A 16773-nucleotide genomic window follows, 5' to 3' on the forward strand; every position below is an offset into this window, starting at 1 on the left:
GCTCCATGGCTGACTCGGCGGCGGCAGACGGGAAGGACGAGTGGGCGCGGCACTGGCAGTACCCGGGCGTGCCCGGCCTCGACCTGCTGCGGGCCCGCTACGTGAGCCATTTTTTCTCGCGCCACAGTCATGAGGGATTCGTCCTGGGCGCGGTCTTCCGGGGAATCGAGGACGTGATCATGCCGCAGGGCACGATCCAGGCCCGTCCCGGCACCGTAGTCATGATCAACCCGGAGGTGCCGCACTCCGCCCGCGCCGGGGTTCCCGAAGGCTGGTCGTACGCCACGCTGTACCCGTCGGCGCACGTCATCGCAGGCATCGCCGAGGAGATGACCACGCTTCGCGGTACGGCAGGTTTCGCCGAGACCATCGTCGAGGACCCGGACACCGCGCAGCTCATCCGCGCGGTGCACCAGGCGGCCGAGGAAGGCAACGCCCTCGCCGCCGACAGCCTGCTGCGTATCGCAGTGGCCCGGCTCCTGCGCCGGCACGGCCAGTCGCTGCCCGCCCGTACGCCGGTCGCCACCGGAGCGCGCACAGCGTCCCTGGCCAAGAGCCTCCTCCAGGAGCGCATGGCCGAGCCGCCGTCCCTGGAGCAGCTGGCCCGGGAGCTCGGCACGGGCCCCTTCTCGCTGCTGCGCGCCTTCAAGGCGGCGTACGGCATGCCGCCGCACACCTGGCTCACCAATGCGCGCGTGCGCACCGCCCGCCGGCTCCTGGAGGCCGGGATCGCGCCCGCCCAGGCCGCGGCCGCAGTCGGATTCACCGACCAGCCGCACCTGAACCGGCACTTCACCCGCATCGTCGGGGTGCCTCCGGGCGCCTACCAGCGGGAGCGTGCAAGAACGTACAAGACCGGCGACGACGGTCGGCCGTAGTGTCCGGGCCGTGCCAGAAAAGACAGCATCCGCATCCACATCCGCAGGGATACGTGCAGAACCCGAACCCGAACCCAAGCCGGACAGTGCCGTCGTACGCGACGCACTGGGCGTGGGCGTCGCCGTCGGACTCTCCGGCTTCGCCTTCGGCGTGACCTCCGCGGGCGCGGGCCTCACTGTCCTCCAGACGTGTGCGCTCAGCCTCCTCGTCTTCACCGGCGCCTCGCAGTTCGCCCTGGTCGGCGCCCTCGCTGCGGGCGGCAATCCCCTCACCGCGGCAGCCGGCGCCTTCTTCCTGGGCGTACGCAATGCCTTCTACGGCCTGCGCCTGTCCCAGCTGCTTGCCCTCCCGCGCTTTGTACGCCCCTTCGCCGCGCACTGGGTGATCGACGAGACCACTGCCGTAACCCTCGCGCAGCCCACCCGCCGTAGCGCCCGGCTCGGCTTCACCGTCACCGGACTGTCCCTGTACGTGCTGTGGAACCTCACCACGTTGCTCGGGGGCCTGGGTGCGGAGGCGATCGGTGACACCGACGTGTGGGGGCTGGACGCCGCCAGTCCCGCCGTCTTCCTCGCCCTCCTCGCGCCCATGCTCCGTACCACCATGGAGCGGGCTGTCGGGGGCCTCGCAGTCGTCCTGGCCCTCGGGCTGCTGCCGGTCCTCCCTGCCGGAGTGCCGGTGCTGGTCGCTGCACTCGCCGCTCCGGCCGTCCTGTACGTCCAGGGCCGCAGGACACGCAACACCGTCACGGAGGAGGCACGATGAGCGTCTGGATCGCGATCGGCGCGACCGCCGTCGGGTGTTACCTCGTCAAGCTGCTCGGTCTGCTGGTACCCGCCGGGGCACTGGAGCGACCGCTCGTGAAGCGGCTCGCCGCGCTCCTGCCCGTCGCCCTGCTGGCGGCGCTCACCGCCCAGCAGACCTTCAGCACCGGCCAGGAGCTGATGCTGGACGCCAGGGGCGCAGGGCTCGCGGCCGCCGCCCTCGCTCTTGTCCTGCGCGCCCCTTTCCTCGTCGTCGTAGGGGCGGCCGTGATCGTCACTGCGGGGGTACGGGCGATCGGCGGCTGAAGCTCGGCAGCCGAAGGGGGCCGATGGATCAGCCGATAGGGCGCCCGTGAGCCCGCAGCGTCAGCAGCGCGTCGAGCGTCGCGATGGGCCGCGACTCCAGCGCGGTTCCCGGCGCCCACTCCCGCTGGGGGTGCCTCCCCTGCCGGGCTCCATGGGGGACGATCGGCCAGCCTCCGTCCTCCTGCTGCTCGGCCGCGAGGAAGTCGAGCGAGCGGTCCATCTCCTCGTCCGTGAACCAGCGGCGGGCCAGCGAGTGGGGCGTACGGACGTAGTCGTGCGGGAAGTCGTGCCTGCCCGGCGCGCACCCCGGCTCGTACCCTGGCGCGACCCGCCGGTCCCCGTCCCGCGCCGGATCCAGCACGGCGAGGCGCTGCTGCCGCACCAGCCGCCCCAGCCGGTCCGCCGCGGCCTCCGCCCGCGCCCGGTCGGGCACTCCGTCGAGGAAGGCGACCGCGGCCTGGACTTCGTACGGATGAGACTTCTCCAGGGCGTCGACTGCGGCCCAGCAGAAGTCCGTGGCCCTGAAGAGCCAGGCATGCCACACCTCGCTGCGGTGCAGCAGCCCCACCACGGGTCCCGTTGCCAGAAGTTCGCTGGGAGGGTCGTCGACGACCGGGAGGAAGGGCGCCGTCGGCCGGCCGCGCTGGGAGGGGTGCACGATGGGCAGCGCCCCGTCCTTCGTCGAGACGTCCGAAAGGTAGCGGCACATCCGCTCCACCCGCAGGCCCTCGCAGCGGCCGATGGAGTCGAGGACGCGCATCGCATGCACAGTGTGCAGCGGCTGGCTGACCGGTCCGCGCAGATCGGGTTCGAGCGCGTGACCGTAGCCGCCGTCCGCGCCCTGATAGGCAGCGAGCGCCGCTTCCACCGCGTCGGCGTCGCCGTCCAGGAAGTGGAACGCGAACCGCCGCTGTTCCAGCACGCGGGCCGTCAGCCAGATGAACTGCTCGGCGCGGGCGAGAGGGGATGCTCCAGATCCAGCCATGGGACGACCGTAGGGCGGAAAGCGCTGTCGGCAAGGTCTACGGACAGGGCTGCACTCTCAGGGGCGCGATACTGGAGTCATGCGGTTGACGATTTTCTGGGAGCGGATGGCGGACCACTTCGGTGCGGCGTACGCCGATTCCTTCGCCCGTGACCATGTGATGGCCGAACTCGGCGGCCGCACCGTGCACCAGGCCCTGGCGGCGGGATGGGAAGCCAGGGACGTGTGGCGCGGGGTCTGTTCCGCGATGAACATCCCCGCCGACAAGCGCTGACGCACAGGGCGCCCGGTCCGATGACACAGGCATGGGCCAGACTTACCCCGTGGCACCCACCGACGAGTCCGCCAAGGACGCAGCTTCCCTGACCGCGCCCCCGCCCTCGGCCCCCACGGCGGGCGCCGGCCCGGCTCGTATGCCCCGGTGGCTGCCGCGGGCCATGGTGATCGCCCTCGCCCTCTACGCCTGCTTCCAGCTCGGCAGCTGGGCCTTCCACCAGCTCGTCGGTCTGCTGATCAACATTCTGATCTCCTTCTTCCTGGCGCTCGCGATCGAGCCGGCCGTCGGCCGCATGGCAGCCCGCGGCATGCGCCGCGGGCTGGCCACCTTCCTGGTTTTCATGGGGGTGCTGGTCGCGGGGGCCGGCTTTGTCGTGCTGCTCGGCTCGATGCTGGCCGGCCAGATCATCGAGATGGTCGAGGACTTCCCCAAGTACCTCGACTCGGTGATCAGATGGATCAACGAGACCTTCCAGACGGAGCTTTCCCGGGTCGAGGTCCAGGACAGCCTGCTGAACTCCGACTGGCTGCGGAAGTACGTACAGAACAGCGCGACCGGTGTCCTGGACGTATCGGCGACCGTCCTCGGTGGGCTGTTCAAGCTGCTGACTATCTTCCTGTTCTCGTTCTACTTCGCCGCCGACGGGCCGCGACTGCGCCGCGCCCTGTGCTCCGTACTGCCGCCGTCCCGCCAGACCGAGGTGCTGCGCGCCTGGGAGATCGCGGTCGACAAGACGGGCGGCTACATCTACTCGCGCGGTCTGATGGCGCTCATCTCCGGAGTCGCGCACTACGTCCTGCTGGAAGCCCTCGACGTGCCGTACGCGCCCGCGCTCGCGGTGTGGGTGGGCCTGGTCTCGCAGTTCATCCCGACCATCGGTACGTATCTGGCCGGCGCCCTGCCGATGCTGATCGCCTTCACGGTCAACCCCTGGTACGCGCTGTGGGTACTCGGATTCGTCGTGGTCTACCAGCAGTTCGAGAACTACGTGCTGCAGCCGAAGCTGACCGCCAAGACCGTCGACATCCACCCGGCGGTGGCCTTCGGCTCGGTCGTCGCCGGAACCGCGCTGATGGGCGCTGTCGGCGCGCTGATCGCGATTCCGGCGATCGCGACGCTGCAGGCATTTCTGGGCGCGTATGTGAAGCGGTACGACGTGACGGACGACCCGCGGGTGCACGGCAGGCGCACGCCACGACGCGGCGCCTCTCTCCTCACACGTCTGCGGCGCCGTGAGCCGTAGGCCAGGAGCAGCACCGGCAGGTCGACGCTGCTGACCGGGAAGTACGCCGCGCAGCACAGCAGGGTGACAACCGCGACGGGGACCGGCCACCGACGCCGCCACAGGAGGGCGGAGCATCCGACGGCGATGGGTCCCAGCCGCGCAGGAGCTGGCCGGGTGACTCGTACGCGTCCCGGTCGCGTACCAGGGTTCCGACGACCGTGACCAGGGCGACACCGGCCCCGACGGCGAGGGTCACGGTGCGCTGGGGGAGGGCCATGACCCGAAGGATAGGTGGGAGCGAAGGCCTGGGCCGGTGGGCGTGGTGCGCTTGACACCGAAATCGAACATCCATTCTCATGGGTTCCGGCCCTGAAACCCCAAGGGTTTTCCACAGGCCAGACGGCCGCCGGGACGCATTGTCAGTGGCAGGGGTTAGCGTCATTGACGTGAAGCGATCGACTCAAGCAAATCGGGTGGAACCCATGGCAGCAGGCACCGACCGCGAGAAGGCGCTCGACGCCGCGCTCGCACAAATTGAACGGCAATTCGGCAAGGGCGCCGTGATGCGCCTCGGCGACCGGCCGAACGACCCCATCGAGGTCATCTCCACCGGGTCGACCGCTCTGGACATCGCGCTCGGCGTCGGCGGACTGCCGCGCGGTCGTGTGGTGGAGGTGTACGGACCGGAATCCTCCGGTAAGACGACACTGACGCTGCACGCCGTGGCCAACGCGCAGAAGGCCGGTGGCACCGTCGCCTTCGTGGATGCCGAGCACGCGCTCGACCCCGAATACGCCAAGGCACTCGGCGTCGACACGGACAATCTGATCCTCTCCCAGCCGGACACCGGCGAGCAGGCCCTCGAGATCGTGGACATGCTGGTCCGCTCGGGCGCCATCGACCTCATCGTCATTGACTCCGTCGCCGCCCTGGTGCCGCGCGCGGAGATTGAGGGTGAGATGGGCGACTCGCACGTCGGCCTCCAGGCCCGGCTGATGAGCCAGGCGCTGCGCAAGATCACTGGCGCGCTGCACCAGTCCCAGACCACAGCGATCTTCATCAACCAGCTCCGCGAGAAGATCGGTGTGATGTTCGGCTCCCCGGAGACCACGACAGGTGGCCGGGCGCTGAAGTTCTACGCCTCCGTGCGGCTCGACATCCGCCGTATCGAGACCCTCAAGGACGGCACGGACGCGGTCGGCAACCGCACCCGCGTCAAGGTCGTCAAAAACAAGGTCGCGCCGCCGTTCAAGCAGGCCGAGTTCGACATCCTCTACGGCCAAGGCATCAGCCGCGAGGGTGGCCTGATCGACATGGGAGTGGAGCACGGCTTCGTCCGCAAGGCCGGAGCCTGGTACACGTACGAGGGCGACCAGCTGGGCCAGGGCAAGGAGAACGCCCGTAACTTCCTGAAGGACAACCCCGATCTCGCCGACGAGATCGAGAAGAAGATCAAGGAAAAGCTGGGCGTCGGCGTCAAGCCGGTGGCCCCCGGAGCCGAGCCCGGCGCGGACGCGGCGGTCAGCACCACGGCCCCGGCCGACGAGGCGAAGTCCGTACCGGCCCCGGCGAGCAAGGCCAAGACGGCCAAGGCCGCGGCAGCCAAGAGCTAGATCGTGACCCGGAGAACGGACTGGCCGGGAAGCGAAAGCGCGGACGCAGAGGACAGCGGCAGCCCCGCCCCGTCGAGGGCCGGGAAGGGGTTGCCGCCTCAGGATCCGGCTGAGCAGGCGCGGGCGATCTGTCTGCGCCTGCTCACCGGGACCGCGCGCACCCGCAAACAGCTCGCGGACGCCCTCCAGAAGCGGGGCATCCCCGAAGACGTGTCGGACGAGGTGCTGTCCCGCTTCGAAGAGGTCGGGCTCATCAACGACGCGGCTTTCGCGGATGCCTGGGTGGAGTCCCGCCACCACGGCCGCGGTCTGGCCCGACGGGCGCTCGCGCGGGAATTGCGAACCAAGGGCGTGGACTCGGCCCTGATCGACGATGCGGTCGGGCAGCTCGACTCCGACCAGGAGGAAGAGAGAGCCCGGGAGCTCGTGGCCCGCAAACTGCGCTCCACCCGCGGCCTGGAGCGCGACCGCCGACTGCGCCGCCTGGCCGGCATGCTGGCCCGCAAGGGCTATCCCGAGGGCCTGGCCCTGCGGGTGGTCAGACGAGCCCTGGAGGAAGAGGGCGAGGAAACGGACGACTTGGGCTACGACCCGCTCTAGCGCGTGCGGCGGACCTCTTCTGCTTTTCAATCTTCCCCGAACTTCGTCCAGGGAAGCCCCAGGGGGCTGGAGGTGTCCAGTCTCTCCGGCGTTTGAGAACCCACCTGTAGGGCGTCCGGGGGCCGGTCCTGGGTGGGGCTAACCCCCGGTCGAAGACGCAGGTCCGCTCCAGTGCACAGCACCTTGTGCACAGGAGATTGCGTGCGCATGGCACAGGAACCCGGCAGTGACCACGCACGGCGGTAAGGGGTGTCCTTCCAGGGAGGGCACCCCTTACCGCATCTCCCATGGAGCCACCGGCAGCCCCGCCGCACGCCAGGCCTGGAAACCGCCGTCGAGGTCCGTCGCCCGGCGCAGGCCCAACTGCCGCAGTGACGCGGCCGCGAGGCTCGATGCGTAGCCCTCGTTGCAGATCACCACGACCCGCAAATCATGGCTGGTTGCCTCCGGGGCCCGGTGGCTGCCTCGCGGATCGAGGCGCCACTCCAGCTCATTGCGCTCGACGACCAGCGCGCCCGGAATCAGCCCGTCCCGCTCGCGCAGGGCGGCGTACCGGATGTCCACCAGCAGGGCACCGGCCTCGGCCGCGTCGTGGGCCTCCTGCGGCCCGATGCGGTCGAGGCCCTCGCGGACCCGCTCCAGGAGTTCGTCAATGCCTACAGGTTCGCCGCTCACTGCCACTCCTCCGGATGCTCGACGTGCTCCAGGCGGAGTACGGCGCCCGTACGGCTGTAGCGCCGCATCATCGGCAGCGGCGGGTAGTACGCGTGCACCGAGACGGCGTGCTCGTCCGTCGACTCGTTCAGTACCTGGTGCACGTGGTGGGCGCCGAAAGCCCGGCCCCGGCCGGCGGTCAAGTGGCGTTCCCGGTCCACCCCGTCGGCCAGTTCGAGCGTTTTCCAGCCCTCCGTCGGGATGCGCGCCGCGAGGGACTCCTCGCGCAGTGAGCCCGCCGCAGTGGCGAACGCACCCTGCGAGCCGCCGTGGTCGTGCCAGCCGGTGCCCGTGCCGGGCGGCCAGCCGATCAGCCAGGCCTCGCTCCCACCCGGGCCTTCCAGACGCGACCATGTGCGCCCCTGGGGATCGAGCGGAAGGGAGGCCACGAGCGCGGCGTCCGCTGCGGTACGGCGCACGAATTCGAGCAGTTCAGCGGCAGAGGGTGGCGCACTTCGGGCCGCACTTCGGGCCGCGGTTCGGGGCACGGCAGATGTACGTACGGGAGAAGACACAGGGGACCGTCCTGAGGCAGTTCGCAGGAACGCGCGGCCGGAAAACGGCACGGCACAGCGCGGGGAGAAAAGGGCGAATCAGCAGGACGGACGACACACGCAGCCCGCATAGCGGACGAGGTCCATATGGACCCTCCGCCACAGGCGCACATTGGTGTCGGTCACGCTCCGGAGTACACCATGCACGCCCGTGACGGTCAATTGATGTCCGCAGTCCGGTCGGTCCGGTCGGTCTGGTCCATTCGGTCCATTTGGTCGGAGGGCGTCGACTGCTCGGGCAGCCCCGTGCGCGGCGGAGCCTGTGCCGACGGCGCCGGTGAGCCCCCGCGCGCCGCGTCCGCCGCCGCGTACAGCTCGGCGGGCCGCACCCCGTGGAACGCCGCGACCAGATGCCCGTCGGGCCGTACGAGCAGCACCGTGTGCGCCGACGCCCCCGGGTAGCTCTCGGTCACCAGAAGCTCCGCCCGCACGGGCAGCGCCGTCACCGCCGCGGCCAGCCGGGGCATGACCCCCGCCGTCATCCAGTGCCGCCGGTCCCATACGCCCGTGCCCGGCGCGACCAGCGTCACCAGCAGTCGCCCGCGCCCCAGCCGGTCCCGCAGCCGCACCGTAGTGCCGTCGGGAGCCGTCGCCCGTACATCCGCTACGGGAGCCCCCAGGGGCGTGCCGACCAGCGTCTGCGCTTCGGCGTGCGGGGGTGCCAGAGGGGAGCGTGTGTACTCGGGGGGCGCACCCAGAGCGCCGCGCCCCAGGTGTCCGTCCGTCAGCAGGGAGTCGTGCCCCCGCGCCGTACCCGGTAGGTACGTTCGCAGGCCTCCGCTCCGTCGCAGGATCGGCAGCGCCTGGTCGGCGGCGCGCAGGCGTGAGGCGACCGATGTGCGCCGCTCCGCCTGGTAACTGTCGAGCAGCGTTTCCGACGCGCCCAGGTGCCAGGCCTGCGCCAGCTTCCAGGCCAGGTTGTCGATGTCCCGCAGCCCCTCGTCGAGCCCCTGCGTACCGAGCGCGCCGAGCAGATGGGCGGCGTCCCCGGCGAGGAACGCCCGGCCCACGCGCCAGCGGCGGGCCAGCCGGTGGTGGAGCGTGTACACGCCGGTGTCGATCAAGTCGTACGGAGGTGTCTCGCCGCACCAGCCGCCCAGCGTGTCCCGCACCCGCGTCACCAGGGCTTCGGGCGTGACGAGTTCGCCACGGGCGGGCAGCAGCCAGTCCAGCCGCCACACACCGTCCGGCAGGGGACGGGCACTGATTTCCTGGCCGCCCGTGCGCCACGGCGGCAGCCGGTGCAGCAACGCTTCGTCGGGCCAGGGCAGTTCCGTACGCAGTGCGGCTACGGCATGCCGTTCCACCGCCGTACGCCCGGGGAAACGGATGTCGAGGAGCTTGCGCACCGTCGACCTCGCCCCGTCGCACCCGACCAGGAAGCTGCCGCGCCACCAGGTCGCCCCGGGCTCGCGGGTGTGCGCGGTGACGCCGCTGCCGTCCTGCTCGATGGTGTCGAGGCGGCCCTGCGGCACGATCTGCACGAGCTCCTGCACCGCGGCAGCGGCGCGCAGCCCGCGCGTCAGGTCGTGCTGTGGCAGATGCAGGGGTGAGGGCTCGCCGCCCTCGCCAAATTCCACCTGTCTGACGTCCTGATTGCGCCGCATGGACCGCCATCCGGCCCAGCGCGCCCCGCCGTCACGGACAGTGGTGCAGCCGAGCCGCTCGACGAGGTCCGCCGTATCCGGCCGCAGGACGGCCGTACGGGCGGTACGCGGCTCCTCCTTGCCGGGCCCCTCGTCGAGGACCACAGAGGGCACACCCTGGGCGGCGAGGGCCAGGGACAGTGCCAGTCCGACGGGACCGGCACCAACGACGATCACCGGGTCCACGGCGCGTCCCCTCCTGTCCGTACGGACATCTGGGAAGTGGCAGGTGGAACCCGGTGCACGATCACAGAACGTATGCAACCCACTGCGGGTGCGTGCGTCAAGTGACAGAGGCAGCGGCGCGGTGGCCGCTGCCTCACATTTCGTCAGTTCTTCTTGCCGACAGGCCCGTCGGTCCCTTCGGGCCCGCCCTCGACGCGCGGTCCGAGCGGACCACCGCCGGCGTCGAGCACTCCAGGAGCCTCCAGCGGTTCGGCGGCCGCGGCCGGCGTGATGCCGGTCTTGGCACGGCGGCCGCGCTTCTCGATCCAGGTGGCGAGCGAGGACAGCGCCATGCACATCGCGACGTAGATGATGCCGACCACGATGACCACGGGCACGTACGGGTTTTCGTCGTTGACGATGGTGTTGTTGGCCAGCATCCGGGCCGCGAACAGCAGCTCCGCGTACGTGATGATGTAGCCCAGCGAGGTGTCCTTGAGGGTCACCACGAGCTGGCTGATGATCGTCGGCAGCATCGAGCGGACGGCCTGCGGGATGAGCAGCATCGTCATGACCTGCGACTTGCGCAGACCCAGCGCGTACGCCGCCTCGACCTGCCCCTTGGGCACGGCGTTGACACCGGCCCTGAGCACCTCGGCCTGGACGCACGCGTTGTAGACCGTCAGACCGATGACCAGCGCCCAGTACGCCGAACTCTCACCGATGAAACCGAGATCGTCCTTGTACGTGAGGAACAGGACCCACAGCGCGTAAATCGTGATCAGCAGCGGGATGGCCCGGAACAGTTCGATGAATCCGGTGGCCACCGCCTTCACCGGGCGGTGGTCGGAGAGCCGCGCCACAGCCAGCAGCGCGCCCAGGATCAGCGACAGCACCGCCGCCACCGCGAAGACCAGAAGGGTGGAGAGGATGCCGTCGCGGATCTTCGTCCGGACGCCGGCGTAGTTGAAGATGTCCCACATCTCGGGTGCGAAGTAACCCCGGTCCGCGAGCCGGAAGACCGCGAACCCGATCAGCCCCAGAACCAGCAGGGAGCCGACCACGGTGTAGATGCGGTTGCGTACCCGGGCGTTGGGACCCGGGGCGTCGTACAGGACGCTCGAACTCATCGTGCGACCTCCAGGCGCCGCTCGAGCAGCCGGAAGAGACCGCTGATGGTGAAGGTGACGACCAGGTAGCCGAGGGCTACCCAGAGGAAGATGGGGGCGATGGCGAAGCCCTTGTCGCTCAGCAGCTTCTGGACACCGAAGAGCTCGGTGACGCTGAAGGCGCCCGCGATGGCCGAGTTCTTGGTCAGGGCGATGAAGATGCTGCTCAGCGGCGGGATCACGGTGCGGGTTGCCTGCGGCAGGACGATCATGCGCAGCGTCTGGAAGAAGGTCATGCCCAGCGAGCGGGCGGCCTCGGCCTGGCCGAGCGGCACCGTACTGACACCGGACCTGACGGCCTCGCAGACGAACGCGGAGGTGTAGAAGCCGAGCGCCAGCAGAGCCTTGGTCCACGGGTTCATGCCGGAGCCGAAGACGGCGGGCACCACGAACCAGGCGACGAGGAACAGCAGCGTCAGCGGGGTGTTGCGGAAGAGCGTGACCCAGGCGGCGCCGAAGAACCGCAGAGGCGGTACGGGAGAGACGCGGAAGCCGGCCATCACGATGCCGAGCACCATCGCGAGCAGCGCACTGGCGGCGGTCAGCAGCACGGTTCCTATGAAACCGTCACGGAACTCCGGCAAGTGGTCGAGCAATACATTCACGGGGAAGTCCTCGTGGGCGGCAGCGGACGGGCAGGGGACACCGCGCCCCGTACGCTCCCCTCAAGCGCGTACGGGGCCCGGTAGGTCACCACCGAAGTCGGCGGTATCAGTAGCGCTCGAGCGCCGGCGGCTCGGTGAACGCGGAGCCGGACAGGCCGAGCGTCGCGTCGTACGCCTTCTTGTAGTCGCCGTTCTTGATGTGCGCCTCGAGGGCCTTGACGACCGCCTCGCGCAGCACCTTGTCGTCCTTGCTCATGCCGATGCCGTACGGCTCCTTGGTGAACGGCTTGCCGACCACCTTGAGCTTCGTCGGACGCTGGGCGGCGTAGCCCTTGAGGATCGCGTCGTCGGTCGTGACGGCGTCGACCTCGTTGTTGATGAGCTGCTGCACGCACTCGGAGTACTTCGACAGCTCGGTGGTCTTCGCGCCGTACTTCGGCTTCTTGATCTCCTGGAGCGGAGTGGAGCCGACGATCGAGCAGACCTTCTTGCCCTTGAGGGAATCGGGTCCGGTGATCGTCTTCTCGTCCTTGCGGACCAGGAGGTCGGCGCCCGCCATGAAGTACGGACCGGCGAAGCCGACCTGCTTCTTGCGCTCGTCGTTGATCGTGTACGTACCGACGTACAGGTCGACGTCACCCTTCGAGATGGTCGTCTCACGGACACCGGAGTCGACCGTCTTGAAGCTGATCTGGTCGGCCGAGAAGCCGAGGTCGGCGGCGACCATCTTGGCGATCTCGATGTCGAAGCCGGAGCGCTTGCCGTCGGTGTCCTCGAAGCCGAGGTACGGCTGGTCGTTCTTCGCGCCGAAGGTGATCTTGCCGGCCTTCTGGGCCTTCTTGAGGGTCGGCGAGTCGAGCTTGACGTCCTTGGCGACCGTGTAAGTCGGCAGCTTGGGGGCGTCCTTGCCGCCGGTCGGGTCCTTCGGCTTGTCACCGGCCGTACCGGACTCGCCGCCACAGGCGGTCGCGGTCAGCGCGAGCACAGCAATGGCAACAGCGGCGGTCTTGCGGAGCTTCATCGTGAACATCCCTTTTGTCGTAGGTCGTTGGTCGTCAGTGGTGAAGGATCTTCGACAGGAAGTCCTTGGCCCGGTCGCTGCGCGGGTTGCTGAAGAACTGGTCCGGCGTGGCTTCTTCGACGATCTTGCCGTCCGCCATGAAGACGACACGGTTGGCGGCCGAGCGTGCGAAGCCCATCTCGTGGGTGACGACCACCATCGTCATTCCGTCGCGCGCCAGCTGCTGCATGGCTTCCAGCACCTCGTTGATCATCTCCGGGTCGAGCGCCGAAGTGGGCTCGTCGAAGAGCATGACCTTGGGGTCCATGGCCAACGCCCGTGCGATCGCCACACGTTGCTGCTGGCCGCCCGAGAGCTGTGCCGGGTACTTGTCCGCCTGTGAGCCGACACCCACCCGGTCGAGCAGGGCGCGTGCCTTCTCCTCGGCCGCCTTCTTGTCCGTCTTGCGGACCTTTATCTGGCCCAGCGTGACGTTCTCCAGCACCGTCTTGTGTGCGAAGAGGTTGAACGACTGGAAGACCATGCCGACGTCGGCACGCAGCCGGGCGAGCTCCTTGCCCTCCTGGGGCAGCGGCTTCCCGTCGATCGATATCGCGCCCGAGTCGATCGTCTCCAGGCGGTTGATGGTGCGGCACAGCGTGGACTTTCCGGACCCGGAGGGTCCGATGACGACCACGACCTCGCCACTGGCGATGGTCAGATCGATGTCCTGGAGCACATGCAGCGCGCCGAAGTGCTTGTTGACGTTGCTCAGCACGACCAGGTCGTCGGCTGCGGGGGCAGCGTCCTCGGCGGCCTTGGTCACTGAAACTCCGCTCATCGGCTTCTTGCTCCGTCCTCCTCGGTTGGGGAGGACCCTAGTCAGCCGTTACGACCAGCGTCATTACATCTGAGCGGAAATTGAGCATAACGATCCGGCTGCAACCGGACACTCCGCGTGAACAGGACTCCCGCCGGGGATACGGCTCCATAACGGAACATGCCCGTAACGGGAAGGGCCTTGACTGGGCCGTGATGGATCGGCGTGGATGCCTTGAGAGCATTCACGAACAGTTCATCAACTTCACCGAAGGGGGGCTCTTGAGACTGCTGCTCGTCGAGGACGACAACCACGTCGCCGCGGCCCTCTCTGCCATCCTCGCCAGACACGGCTTCCAGGTCGTCCACGCCCGCAGCGGCGAGGAGGCCCTCCAGGCGCTGCTGCCTGCCGAGAAGGAACCGTTCGGCGTCGTACTGCTCGATCTCGGGCTGCCCGACCAGGACGGCTACGAGGTGTGCGGCAAGATCCGTAAGCGCACCGACACCCCCGTGATCATGGTGACCGCGCGGGCGGACGTACGCTCCCGCATCCACGGCCTCAACCTCGGCGCCGACGACTACGTCGTCAAGCCGTACGACACCGGTGAGCTGCTCGCCCGGATCCACGCTGTCAGCCGCCGCAAGACGACGGGCGACGTACCCGCGCCCGCCGCCGACCCTGCCGTGCGGCTCGGGTCCGTACACATCGAACTGCCCACGCGCCGCGTCAGCGTCGGAGGCAGCGAGGTCCAGCTGACCCGCAAGGAATTCGACCTGCTCGCCCTCCTCGCCCAGCGACCCGGCGTCGTTTTCCGCCGGGAACAGATCATCAGCGAGGTGTGGCGCACGAGTTGGGAAGGCACGGGACGCACGCTGGAGGTGCATGTGGCCTCCTTGCGGTCCAAGCTGCGGATGCCCGCGCTCATAGAGACGGTGCGCGGCGTCGGCTACCGGCTCGTCGCCCCGGCCGCGGTACAAGGCCCGTAACGGCACGTGCGCACCCGCCTTCTCCCCCTGCTCATCGTCCTCCTCGCGGGGATGCTCCTTGCTCTGGGCTTCCCGCTCGCGGTGAGCGTGGCCGCGGCCCAGCAGCAGCGGGTGGTCGTCGACCGGATCGACGACACCGCGCGCTTCGCGGCGCTCGCCCAGTTCGTCACCGAACGCAAGAAGAGCAGCCAGGACGAGCGTCGCAGGACGCTGGAGACCGAACTCGCCAGCTACAGCGAGGTGTACGGGATCAATGCGGGAGTCTTCTACCGCGACCGTCATGCCATGGCCAGCGCCCCCGTGAGCTGGACCGTCCCCAAGACCGGCGAGGGGGGCGACGCCTTCCAGGAGGCTCTCTACAAGCGCCGCAGCCACGATCCCGCACAGGTCTGGCCCTGGCAGGACGGACGCCTGATCGTTGCCTCACCGGTCGTACGGGACGGCGATGTGGTCGCGGTCGTGGTCACCGATTCGCCGACCGGGCAGATGCGCGAGCGGATCCTGCGTGGCTGGCTGGTGATCGCCGCGGGCGAGTTCGCGGCGATGCTGGTCGCGGTCGGCGCCGCGTTCCGGCTGACCGGCTGGGTGCTCAGGCCCGTACGCGTCCTGGACGCGGCCACCCACGACATCGCGACCGGACTGATGAACTCACGGGTGGCAGCCGGGAGCGGTCCACCGGAACTCCGACGCCTGGCCCGGTCGTTCAACGAGATGGCGGACAACGTCGAGGACGTGCTGGAGCAGCAGCGCGCCTTCGTCGCCGACGCCTCCCACCAGCTGCGCAATCCACTGGCCGCCCTGCTCCTGCGTATCGAGCTCCTCTCCCTCGAACTCCCCGAGGGGAACGAGGAGATCGCCTCCGTCCGTACGGAGGGCATGCGCCTCGCCCAGGTTCTCGACAGCCTCCTGGACCTGGCGCTGGCCGAGCACGCCCCCGCCCACCTCCAGCTCATCGACATCGGCGAGCTGGCCTGTGAACGGGTCGCCGCCTGGCGCCCTCTCGCGGACGACAAGGGCGTACGCCTCACACGCGAGGGCCCGGCGGCCGTCACCGCCTGGGGCGACCTCGTCGCGCTCTCCAGCGCCCTGGACGCGGTGATCGACAACGCTCTGAAGTTCACGCCGCAGGGCGAGGAGGTCACGGTCGCAGTCGCGTCGAACGGCGAGACCTGCACCATCACCGTCGCCGACGGCGGCCCCGGCCTGACCGAGGACGAACTGGAGCGCGTCGGAGACCGCTTCTGGCGCAGTACCCGTCACCAGAACGTCAAGGGATCGGGCCTCGGCCTCTCCATCTCGCGGGCCCTGCTCCTCGCGGTCGGCGGCACCATGTCGTACGCCCCGAACGAGCCCCACGGCCTGCGCGTCACTGTGACGGTCCCGCGCACGTCCCCTACGGCCTGACCGACTGCCCCTACGGCTTGACCGACTGGTAGTAGCGCTGAGCCCCTTCGTGCAGCGACAAGGGGTCCGTATAGATGGCGGTCCGCAGGTCCACCAGCTGCGCCGCGTGTACCTCATTGCCGATGCGGTCCCGGTTCTTTATGACGGTACGGGTGAGCTCCTCGGTGAGCTCCTCGTCCGTACGGTCCGTGGTCACCAGCAGATTGGCGACCGCCACCGTCGGCACAGCCTCCTTGTCCTGCGCCTTGTCATAGGCGTCGGCGGGCATCATGGCCGACCGGTAGTGGCGTGCCGTACCGCCCGCCGCATGCAGCTCGTCTATCAGGCCGCCCAGCGGTACGAGCCGGATCGCGAAGCGCTCGGACAGCTCCCTGACGGCGGTGGTGGGCAGGCCACCCGACCAGAAGAAGGCGTCGATCTCCTTCCTCTCCAGCAGCCCCGGCATGGTGTCGATGCCGACCGACACGGGGGTGATGTCCTTCCCGGGATCCAGGCCGGCAGCCGTGAGCAGCCGGTTCGACACCAGTCGTACGCCGGAACCGGCCTGGCCCACGGCCACCCGCTTGCCGCGCAGACCGGCGGCGGACCGCACCTTGGAGCTCTTGGGCACGACGAGCTGCACGTAGTCGTCGTACAGCCGCGCACAGCCGCGCAACCGGTCCGCGCTTTCCATGCCGTCCTGCTTGTACTGCGCGACGGCGTCCGTAGTGGCGATGGTGAAATCGGCCTCACCGTTCGCCACGCGAGCGAGGTTCTCCCGCGAGCCCTGGCTGGAGCGCAGCCGCATGCTCACGCCGGGCAGATCGACTGCCACCGCCTCGTCGAGCAGCTCGCCGTAGCGCTGGTAGACCCCGGTCGTCACGCCCGTACTGAAGGTGATCTTTCCGCGCGGCGATGACTCCCCCATCGGCACGAGCCACCACATCAGCAGCCCGGACAGCACAAGTGCCGCGACCGAGCCCTTGAGGGCGCGTCGGCGGCTGATACGGGGGAGGGCTTGGGGCATGCGCGCGATCCTGCCAGTTCACTCCCCTCGGAGACCAGGGGGTGCCGGGCCCCGT

General features: G+C 69.2%; 19 protein-coding genes. 9 read left to right on the forward strand and 10 right to left on the reverse strand.

What is annotated here, in order from left to right; all coding sequences use genetic code 11:
* Positions 1 to 5 precede the first annotated feature (5 nt).
* Genes PXH83_RS23820 through PXH83_RS23830 form a run of 3 tightly spaced genes read left to right on the forward strand, consistent with a single transcriptional unit; the run spans position 6 to position 1949 of the window.
* Entirely contained in the window at positions 6 to 878 is an 873-nt protein-coding gene (locus PXH83_RS23820) for an AraC family transcriptional regulator (protein ID WP_274563039.1), read from the forward strand.
* A 49-nt stretch (positions 879 to 927) separates the two neighbouring features.
* A complete protein-coding gene (locus tag PXH83_RS23825) occupies positions 928 to 1644 on the forward strand; it encodes an AzlC family ABC transporter permease (RefSeq protein WP_274565146.1) in 717 nt (238 codons plus the stop codon).
* Positions 1641 to 1949, forward strand: coding sequence for an AzlD domain-containing protein (locus PXH83_RS23830; protein WP_274563040.1), 309 nt, complete (start codon positions 1641 to 1643; stop codon positions 1947 to 1949). The genes PXH83_RS23825 and PXH83_RS23830 overlap by 4 nt, the downstream gene beginning before the upstream one ends.
* Positions 1950 to 1977: 28 nt before the next feature.
* Here PXH83_RS23830 and PXH83_RS23835 read toward each other — a convergent pair whose 3' ends face one another.
* Positions 1978 to 2934 (reverse strand): hypothetical protein, encoded by a 957-nt coding sequence (locus PXH83_RS23835; RefSeq protein ID WP_274563041.1) that lies wholly within the window; start codon positions 2932 to 2934, stop codon positions 1978 to 1980.
* 79 nt (positions 2935 to 3013) lie between these two features.
* Between PXH83_RS23835 and PXH83_RS23840 the strand changes: the two genes are divergently transcribed.
* The 4 genes from PXH83_RS23840 to recX all read left to right on the forward strand — a co-directional run bounded on the left by PXH83_RS23840 (position 3014) and on the right by recX (position 6649).
* A complete protein-coding gene (locus PXH83_RS23840) occupies positions 3014 to 3208 on the forward strand; it encodes a DUF3046 domain-containing protein (protein WP_274563043.1) in 195 nt (64 codons plus the stop codon).
* 139 nt (positions 3209 to 3347) lie between these two features.
* Positions 3348 to 4454 (forward strand): AI-2E family transporter, encoded by a 1107-nt coding sequence (locus tag PXH83_RS23845; protein WP_274565147.1) that lies wholly within the window; start codon positions 3348 to 3350, stop codon positions 4452 to 4454.
* Positions 4455 to 4909: 455 nt separating this feature from the next.
* A complete protein-coding gene (gene recA, locus PXH83_RS23850; protein WP_274565148.1) occupies positions 4910 to 6049 on the forward strand; it encodes a recombinase RecA in 1140 nt (379 codons plus the stop codon).
* Between the two features lie 3 nt (positions 6050 to 6052).
* Entirely contained in the window at positions 6053 to 6649 is a 597-nt protein-coding gene (gene recX, locus PXH83_RS23855) for a recombination regulator RecX (protein ID WP_274563044.1), read from the forward strand.
* A gap of 273 nt (positions 6650 to 6922) precedes the next feature.
* Here recX and PXH83_RS23860 read toward each other — a convergent pair whose 3' ends face one another.
* The 8 genes from PXH83_RS23860 to PXH83_RS23890 form a co-directional block, all read right to left on the reverse strand.
* The gene (locus PXH83_RS23860; protein WP_338054757.1) at positions 6923 to 7324 is read right to left on the reverse strand and encodes a rhodanese-like domain-containing protein; all 402 of its coding nucleotides are present in this window, start codon (positions 7322 to 7324) and stop codon (positions 6923 to 6925) included.
* On the reverse strand, positions 7321 to 7851 hold the full coding sequence (locus tag PXH83_RS23865) for a cupin domain-containing protein (RefSeq protein ID WP_274563046.1): 531 nt from the start codon (positions 7849 to 7851) through the stop codon (positions 7321 to 7323). The genes PXH83_RS23860 and PXH83_RS23865 overlap by 4 nt, the downstream gene beginning before the upstream one ends.
* Positions 7852 to 7956: 105 nt before the next feature.
* Entirely contained in the window at positions 7957 to 8064 is a 108-nt protein-coding gene (locus PXH83_RS32550) for a putative leader peptide (RefSeq protein WP_420803240.1), read from the reverse strand.
* 11 nt (positions 8065 to 8075) lie between these two features.
* Positions 8076 to 9749: an FAD-dependent monooxygenase gene (locus PXH83_RS23870; RefSeq protein ID WP_274563047.1), complete on the reverse strand. Its 1674-nt coding sequence runs from the start codon at positions 9747 to 9749 to the stop codon at positions 8076 to 8078.
* Between the two features lie 143 nt (positions 9750 to 9892).
* On the reverse strand, positions 9893 to 10858 hold the full coding sequence (locus tag PXH83_RS23875) for an amino acid ABC transporter permease (protein WP_274563049.1): 966 nt from the start codon (positions 10856 to 10858) through the stop codon (positions 9893 to 9895).
* Positions 10855 to 11502, reverse strand: coding sequence for an amino acid ABC transporter permease (locus PXH83_RS23880; protein ID WP_274563050.1), 648 nt, complete (start codon positions 11500 to 11502; stop codon positions 10855 to 10857). Before PXH83_RS23880 ends, PXH83_RS23875 begins: the two co-directional genes overlap by 4 nt.
* A gap of 106 nt (positions 11503 to 11608) precedes the next feature.
* Positions 11609 to 12523 carry a glutamate ABC transporter substrate-binding protein gene (locus tag PXH83_RS23885; protein ID WP_274565149.1) on the reverse strand — a complete coding sequence of 305 codons (915 nt, stop codon included), beginning with the start codon at positions 12521 to 12523 and terminating at the stop codon, positions 11609 to 11611.
* Between the two features lie 34 nt (positions 12524 to 12557).
* Positions 12558 to 13343: an amino acid ABC transporter ATP-binding protein gene (locus PXH83_RS23890; protein WP_214929313.1), complete on the reverse strand. Its 786-nt coding sequence runs from the start codon at positions 13341 to 13343 to the stop codon at positions 12558 to 12560.
* A gap of 260 nt (positions 13344 to 13603) precedes the next feature.
* On the opposite strand from PXH83_RS23890, the gene PXH83_RS23895 reads away from it, so the two are divergent.
* Positions 13604 to 14308: a response regulator transcription factor gene (locus PXH83_RS23895; protein WP_274563053.1), complete on the forward strand. Its 705-nt coding sequence runs from the start codon at positions 13604 to 13606 to the stop codon at positions 14306 to 14308.
* A gap of 6 nt (positions 14309 to 14314) precedes the next feature.
* Positions 14315 to 15712: a sensor histidine kinase gene (locus PXH83_RS23900; RefSeq protein WP_274563054.1), complete on the forward strand. Its 1398-nt coding sequence runs from the start codon at positions 14315 to 14317 to the stop codon at positions 15710 to 15712.
* A gap of 10 nt (positions 15713 to 15722) precedes the next feature.
* Here the strand turns inward: PXH83_RS23900 and PXH83_RS23905 are convergent, their stop codons facing one another.
* The gene (locus PXH83_RS23905) at positions 15723 to 16718 is read right to left on the reverse strand and encodes a TAXI family TRAP transporter solute-binding subunit (RefSeq protein WP_274563056.1); all 996 of its coding nucleotides are present in this window, start codon (positions 16716 to 16718) and stop codon (positions 15723 to 15725) included.
* Positions 16719 to 16773 lie beyond the last annotated feature (55 nt).

Source organism: Streptomyces spiramyceticus (assembly GCF_028807635.1).
Taxonomy (GTDB): domain Bacteria; phylum Actinomycetota; class Actinomycetes; order Streptomycetales; family Streptomycetaceae; genus Streptomyces; species Streptomyces spiramyceticus.